General features: G+C 63.3%; 6 protein-coding genes and 1 pseudogene. 5 read left to right on the forward strand and 2 right to left on the reverse strand.

The annotated features are described in order from the left end of the window. Nucleotides 1–487 (reverse strand): GcrA family cell cycle regulator (locus MOV74_RS31195; protein ID WP_246930749.1); only part of this gene is annotated, 487 nt, incomplete at its 3' end. 166 nt (nucleotides 488–653) lie between these two features. Between MOV74_RS31195 and MOV74_RS31200 the strand changes: the two genes are divergently transcribed. Both MOV74_RS31200 and MOV74_RS31205 read left to right on the forward strand, forming a co-directional pair. Then, the gene (locus MOV74_RS31200; protein ID WP_246930751.1) at nucleotides 654–1,262 is read left to right on the forward strand and encodes a S24 family peptidase; all 609 of its coding nucleotides are present in this window, start codon (nucleotides 654–656) and stop codon (nucleotides 1,260–1,262) included. 108 nt (nucleotides 1,263–1,370) lie between these two features. Beyond that, a complete protein-coding gene (locus tag MOV74_RS31205) occupies nucleotides 1,371–1,646 on the forward strand; it encodes a hypothetical protein (RefSeq protein ID WP_246930753.1) in 276 nt (91 codons plus the stop codon). A gap of 38 nt (nucleotides 1,647–1,684) precedes the next feature. Here MOV74_RS31205 and MOV74_RS31210 read toward each other — a convergent pair whose 3' ends face one another. Next, nucleotides 1,685–2,659 (reverse strand): quinone oxidoreductase, encoded by a 975-nt coding sequence (locus MOV74_RS31210; protein WP_246930755.1) that lies wholly within the window; start codon nucleotides 2,657–2,659, stop codon nucleotides 1,685–1,687. Nucleotides 2,660–2,882: 223 nt separating this feature from the next. Here MOV74_RS31210 and MOV74_RS31215 point away from each other — a divergent pair, with 223 nt between their 5' ends. The 3 genes and pseudogenes from MOV74_RS31215 to MOV74_RS31225 all read left to right on the forward strand — a co-directional run. Then, nucleotides 2,883–3,083, forward strand: coding sequence for a hypothetical protein (locus MOV74_RS31215; protein WP_246930757.1), 201 nt, complete (start codon nucleotides 2,883–2,885; stop codon nucleotides 3,081–3,083). Nucleotides 3,084–3,230: 147 nt separating this feature from the next. After that, nucleotides 3,231–4,178, forward strand: coding sequence for a MoxR family ATPase (locus MOV74_RS31220; RefSeq protein WP_246930759.1), 948 nt, complete (start codon nucleotides 3,231–3,233; stop codon nucleotides 4,176–4,178). A gap of 5 nt (nucleotides 4,179–4,183) precedes the next feature. Next, a pseudogene (locus tag MOV74_RS31225) lies at nucleotides 4,184–4,891 on the forward strand (VWA containing CoxE family protein); the annotation flags it as partial.

A 4,891-nucleotide genomic window follows, 5' to 3' on the forward strand; every position in this document is an offset into this window, starting at 1 on the left:
GGGCGGACGCAGCACCAGAGCGACGCGCCAGGCGCGCATGCGGCGCGCAATAGCTGGAGCCCGGCTGGCGCGGATGGCCGCAGAAGGCGATCTCCTCCCCGTCCTTGTCGCCGCCATAGGGATAGCGGCAGTCGGCCGGCTCGAGTTCAACCAGTTGCATCAGGCGCGGCTGAACCCCGACGCAGCGCAACTTCACCGGCACCGCTGGCTTCATTGCGGACTTCGGCGGCACATTCAGGTTCGGCAACACCGCGCGGCGCGGCGAAACCGGAGCTTCACCAGGCAAATACGGCGCGATCGACGGGCTCGCGATCCATTCCGGTATCACGAGCCGGAGCCGCTTGGCGCGGCCGATCACCGCATTGCGCGTGTAAGCCGTTCCAAACCTTGCGTTAATCTGTCGTCCGATCTCCGCATAAGACATGCCCTTGCGAAAATAGTCGCGAAGCGCGTCGGAATGCTCCGACGGCCAATGGCCCGGTTCCATGTTGCTGTCCTGTGATGCGCCTCCTCCGATCGCATGACCGGGAGGCGAAACGCACATCCCGGTATTCCGAAGATCAAGTCAAGCGATAATTCTGATATTCATAATTGCAATAATTCCGAATTTCGGATTACAAGAGGCAAGTCGGTGCGCAATCGAGGGAATCACCATGTTGGACGTTGGAATGATCGAGCGGGGCCTGGAGAAGACGGGCAAGAGCAAGGGCGGCCTGGCGGCGGCCATGGGCGTGCGGCCCGGCGCGGTCTCGGAGATCCTCGGCGGCGAACGCCTGGTGAAGGCCTCGGAAATCATTCCGATCATGGAATATCTCGAGCTCAATCTCGCGCCGATCATGGGCCGCGTCGGCGCCGGCGCCGTGATCGAGCCGGATTATGAGCAGGTTCCGCCGGAAGGGCTCGGCGACATCGCGCTGCCCTTCCCGATCATGGAAGAGACCGTCGCATTCGAGATCGTGGGCGATTCGATGCTGCCCAAATACGAGAGCGGCGACGTGATCGTGGTCTACAAGGACCAGCGCCATCCGCTGTCGAGCTTCTACGGCGAAGAGGCCGTGGTCCGGCTCAAGACCGGCGAACGCTATTTGAAGACCATCGAGCGGGGGAAAAGCCCGTCCGTCGTCAATCTCACCAGCTTCAATGCCAAGCCGATCGTCGGCGTGAAGCTGGAGTGGGTCGGAGAGATCTGCCTGTCGATGCCCAAAGGGCAGCTCGAGCGGCTGCGCGCGAAGTCGGCGCGCCCCCGCAAGAAGGGGAAGTGAGGGCCTCGGCCAGTTGATTTCGATTTTTTAGAAATCAGACTTGACTTGATTCCGTTTTTCGGAAATACTCTGCCGCGCCCCACAACAGGACGCGGCAGGCTCGTTTTCATGCAGTATTTCGTCGTGATGATCGACTATGGACGGCGCGGCCGCGAGGCGGTCGTCGATCCTGAGATCACGAGGCGTGAGGTCATCTCCCGCATCGCCTCGGGTGAATACCGGAATGTCTCGTTCATCCACGAAATTGCAGAGAATTCGGTCGAGGACGTCACCGAGGCCATCCTCACCGAGGCCGCCCTGCCCCAGATCCCGCCGGAGGATGTCGACCTCCAGGCATCCCGCCTCGATCACGTCCGCGATCTGCGCAAGCACGAGCAGACGTGACGCAGACCGGATAGCCCGCGCCACCGTCCGCCCGGACATTACACCAGCAGGACGGTCGACCCCGTGGTCTTGCGTGCGGCGAGATCGGCATGCGCCTTTGCGGCGTCCTTCAATGGATAGGTCTGGTGCACCTCGATCTTGACCGCACCGGACTTGACGACGTCGAACAGCTCATTCGCCATCGCGACCAGATTTTCGCGCTTGGCGGCGTAGGTGAACAGCGTCGGCCGGGTGACGTAGAGCGAGCCTTTTTGCGCGAGCAAACCGAGATTGAGCGGCTCGACGGCGCCAGAGGACGCACCGAACAGCGCGGCGACGCCGAGCGGCGCGAGGCAATCCAGCGATTTCAGGAACGTGTCCTTGCCGACGGAATCATAGACCACGGGGACCTTCTTGCCGCCCGTGATCTCGTCGACCCGCTTCACGAAATCCTCGCGCGTGTAGATGATGACGTGGTCGCAGCCATGCGCCTTGGCAAGATTGGCCTTCTCGTCATTGCTGACGGTACCGATTACGGTCGCGCCGAGGTGCTTGGCCCACTGGCCCAGGATCAGACCGACGCCGCCGGCCGCGGCATGCAGCAGGATGGTATCGCCGGCCTTCACCCGATAGGTCTGCCGGATCAGATATTGCGTTGTGAGCCCCTTGAGCATCATCGCCGCCGCGGTCTTGTCGTCGACGCCATCGGGCAGCTTCAGCAGGCGGTCCGCAGGGATCAGCCGCGCCTCGGAATAGGCGCCGAGCGGCGAGGCGCCGTAAGCGACACGATCGCCCGGCTTCAGATCGGTGACACCTGGGCCGACCTCCTCAACTACGCCGGCCGCCTCGCTGCCGAGCCCGCTCGGCAGTTGCGCCGGGTACAGGCCCGAGCGGTTGTAGATATCGACGAAGTTGAGACCGACGGCGGTGTGGCGGATGCGCGCCTCGCCCGGTCCGGGTTTGCCGACGCTGACCTCCTCCCAGACCAGGACTTCCGGACCGCCGGTCTTGTGAAAGCGAATGGCATGCGTCATGGGCGTTGCTCCCTTATCGTTGGGTGAGGATCCGAAGAGCCGGATTGGCCGCAGAAATAGGCATTCAGTCCGCCCGTTACAGTACGGACCCGTAACAAGAATGTCACAGCGAGCGACAAACCTCCGCCGTTCCATCTCCGTTCGAAAGAGTTGATGACGCGCCCGGAGCAACCGGCAGTAGCTTCGGCGCGGGTTTGGTGGTCGCCTGCGAAGGAGAGCCGAGATGCCAGCTTATGTACAGCATCATCAGGATGTCGAAATCGCGCCCGTGAATTGCCCCTCGTGCATGGGGTTCCTTCCGATGTATGTGCGCGAGGTCGAACCGCATTGGAGCCTTGCCAAGATCGACTTTGTCTATGAATGCGCCGATTGCGGCGCCGAGGTCAGACAGACCATCCGCAAGCCGGAGCTGCTGCGGCACTGATCGCGCGAACGGCGAACCGCTCAACTATTTGCGCTAAGCGGAAAAAGCGCGGTCCGCGCGGGTCTGATGCCTCCCAAACGAGGCTTGTTCTTTGCCGGGAACGCAGGCAGAACAAGCCTCAAGCAAGACCTTTGGGAGCGCCCTTTCGTGGCTGAACAGAAGGCCTCGACCTCGATCGAGGCAGTGGAGAGCGGCCTCGCCGCGCAGGGCTATATCGCGAGCCGGCAGATCGCGACCGCCGTCTATTTGTCGCAGCAGATCGAGAAGCCGATCCTGGTCGAGGGCCCCGCGGGCGTCGGCAAGACCGAGCTCGCCAAGGCGATCGCGGCCTGGCGCGGCATGAAGATGATCCGCCTGCAATGCTACGAAGGCCTTGACGAGGCGAAGGCGCTCTACGAGTGGAAATACGCCAAGCAGCTCCTCTACACCCAGATCCTCAAGGACAAGCTTGGCGAAGTCTTGGGCGGCGCGCAGACCCTGCATGCCGCGCTCGACCAACTCCATGATTTCGGCGACGTGTTCTTCTCCAAGGAATTCGTCGAGCCGCGCCCCCTGCTCCAGGCGCTGGAGCAGCCGGGCGGCTGCGTTCTGCTGATCGACGAGATCGACAAGTCGGACGCGGAATTCGAGTCGCTGCTGCTGGAGATCCTGTCCGACTTCCAGGTCACGATCCCCGAGCTCGGAACCGTCTCGGCCATCACACCGCCGACCGTGATCCTCACCTCCAACAGCGAGCGCGACCTCGGCGACGCCTTGAAGCGCCGCTGCCTGCATTTGCATATCGGTTTTCCCGAGCAGCGGCTCGAGGAGCGCATCGTCGAAAGCCGCGTGCCCGGCATCTCGCAGACGCTGCGCCGGCAGATGGTCGGCTTCATCCACGAGATCCGCTCGCTCGATCTGAAGAAGCTGCCATCGGTCAGCGAGACCATCGACTGGGCGCGCGTCCTGGTGCTGCTCCAGGCCACGGAGCTCGACACCGATATCGTCAAGGACACGCTCAACGTGCTCCTGAAATACGAAGCCGACATCGAGGCAGCAAGGCCGCAGGTGACGACCTTCATTGCCAAGGCGGCACGGTCCAACGTCTTCGGTTGACGCCGATGCGCGAGAACCTCCATCGTTTCTTTCGGGCAGCACGGGGCGTCGGCGTTCACGTCTCGCCTGCGGAGAGCATCGATGCGATGCGTGCGGTCAAGCAGGTCGGCTTTTCCGACCGGGCCATCCTGCGCGATTCACTGCTTCTGACGCTCGCCAAATCCCAGGACGAGAAGCTCGCACTCGGCGACTGTTTTGACCTTTTCTTCAGCCAGCCGGAGCCGCGACAGGATCAGCCCGAAGCCGACAGCGAGGACGCTTCGCAGGATGCGGATCAGTCGCCCTCCTCTGAGGCGGCAGGCGAAGCGGGCGAAAGCCAGCCTCCCCAGGAATTGGGCCAGCTTGCGCAGATGCTGCTGTCGCAGGACCGCAATGCGATCGCAGCCGCCATCGCCAGCGCCTCCGGGACTGCCTCCCTCTCGGACATCCGCTACTCCACCCAGCGCGGCATCTTCTCAAGCCGCATCCTCGACGCCATGGGCCTCCAACGCCTGCGCGACGATCTCGACGAGCTGACCGCGACCAACCCGGCACTGGCCGAGCGTCTGCGCGCTGCGCTCGATGCGCTACGCGAAGCGGTGCGCGACACGGTTTCCCAGGGGCTTGCCCTCTACGCCCGCGAAGAGGCCGAAAATCTCCGCAACGAGATCCTGCGCAACGCGCCGCTCGCGCGCATCGAGCGTCGCCAGGTCGCCGAGATGCGCGCCCTCATC

It is taken from the genome of Bradyrhizobium sp. SHOUNA76 (genome assembly GCF_023006445.1).
Taxonomy (GTDB): domain Bacteria; phylum Pseudomonadota; class Alphaproteobacteria; order Rhizobiales; family Xanthobacteraceae; genus Bradyrhizobium.

Coding starts and splice junctions, on each gene's coding strand:
- MOV74_RS31210 (WP_246930755.1), bottom strand. CDS start 2,659: ATGACGCATGCCATTCGCTTTCACAAGACCGGCGGTCCGGAAGTCCTG.
- MOV74_RS31200 (WP_246930751.1), top strand. CDS start 654: ATGTTGGACGTTGGAATGATCGAGCGGGGCCTGGAGAAGACGGGCAAG.
- MOV74_RS31205 (WP_246930753.1), top strand. CDS start 1,371: ATGCAGTATTTCGTCGTGATGATCGACTATGGACGGCGCGGCCGCGAG.
- MOV74_RS31215 (WP_246930757.1), top strand. CDS start 2,883: ATGCCAGCTTATGTACAGCATCATCAGGATGTCGAAATCGCGCCCGTG.